Genomic DNA, 1,423 nt, shown 5'->3' with positions numbered 1-1,423 from the left:
ACTGCTGCTGTTTTCGGTAGCGACCTTATCCATTTATCTTTGGTCCGTTGATGCGGTGAGCACAGGTGCGATTGCAGTGGCCATTGGTTTAGCCTTGCGTTTGAACGGCATGTCGCAGTGGATTATGTGGGAAGTGTCGGCATTGTTTGAGAATATCGGATCGGTGCAAGACGGCATCAATACCATCTCACAGCCCAAACTAATTCAAGATAAAAACAATGCAAACGCGCTTGCGATGGCTAAGGGCCAAATTGACTTTAATCAGGTCAGTTTTGAATACAATGCCGGTGAATCAGTGCTTAAAGATTTATCTCTGCGAATTAAAGCGGGAGAGAAAATCGGACTGGTAGGCCGTTCTGGTGCTGGGAAATCAACACTCATCAATCTTCTGCTGCGTTTTCACGATATTCAGAAAGGCGAAATTCTTGTCGATGGGCAAAACGTTAGTGCGGTTCAACAAGAAAGCCTTAGGGCGCAAATAGGTGTGGTAACACAAGATACCTCGCTCATGCATCGCTCTGTGCGCGACAACATTGCCTACGGCCAACCCGAGGCGACTCTAGAACAGGTGATTGCGGCGGCAGAGCAAGCCGAAGCGCATCAGTTCATTCAAAACCTTAGTGATATCAAAGGCCGCGCCGGTTACGAAGCCCACGTGGGCGAGCGTGGTGTAAAACTGAGTGGTGGTCAGCGTCAGCGTATTGCGATCGCACGCGTCTTATTAAAAGATGCACCGATTCTTGTCTTAGATGAGGCGACATCTGCACTCGACTCTGAAGTCGAAGCTGCGATTCAAGAAAGCCTCTATAAATTAATGGAAGGTAAAACAGTTATTGCGATCGCGCATCGTTTATCAACAATCGCCGCGATGGATCGCTTAATCGTGCTAGATGAAGGGCGTATTGTTGAAGAAGGATCGCACCTAGAGCTGATTGCCAAAAATGGCATTTATGCTCAGTTATGGCAACGTCAATCTGGCGGATTTATTGGCGATTAAGAGTCACCTTGCAGGGTCATGATGAGCGTTCTCGGTCCGCCTGAAATACGGTGCTCACCAAGATAAATACCTTGCCATGTGCCTAGAGCAAGACGCCCATTAGTGATCGGAATCGTCAGAGAAGATCCAAGCATGACCGACTTAATATGTGCTGGCATATCGTCAGCACCTTCATAGTCGTGCTCATAAACAAAACTCCACTGCCCCACGTCGGGAACAAGCTTTAAGAAGTAACGTTCCATGTCTCTGCGCACACTCGGATCTGCATTTTCATTAATGCATAAAGACGCAGAAGAATGTTTGATGAATAAGTGTGCAAGCCCGACTTCGAAGTTTGCTATCTCAGGTACTTGCTGAACAATCTCATCCGTAACGAGATAAAAGCCTCTTTTTTGCGCTTTTAGCCGAATCGTACGTTGAAGCCAC

2 protein-coding genes are annotated in these 1,423 nt (G+C 47.3%); one reads left to right on the top strand and one right to left on the bottom strand.

Going from position 1 to position 1,423, the window contains the following annotated elements; translation table 11 throughout:
• Positions 1-997: ABC transporter ATP-binding protein (locus A3738_RS25475; protein WP_156504497.1), on the top strand; the 997-nt coding region annotated here is incomplete at its 5' end.
• On the opposite strand, the gene A3738_RS25470 is transcribed toward A3738_RS25475, so the two are convergent.
• Positions 994-1,423: secondary thiamine-phosphate synthase enzyme YjbQ (locus A3738_RS25470; protein ID WP_068763945.1), on the bottom strand; the 430-nt coding region annotated here is incomplete at its 5' end. The two genes, A3738_RS25475 and A3738_RS25470, sit on opposite strands and share 4 nt — an antisense overlap.

The sequence above is a fragment of the Oleiphilus sp. HI0066 genome, assembly GCF_001635725.1.
Note: the sequence above shows the minus strand (reverse complement) of the source record. Positions and strands in the feature narration are given on the sequence as shown.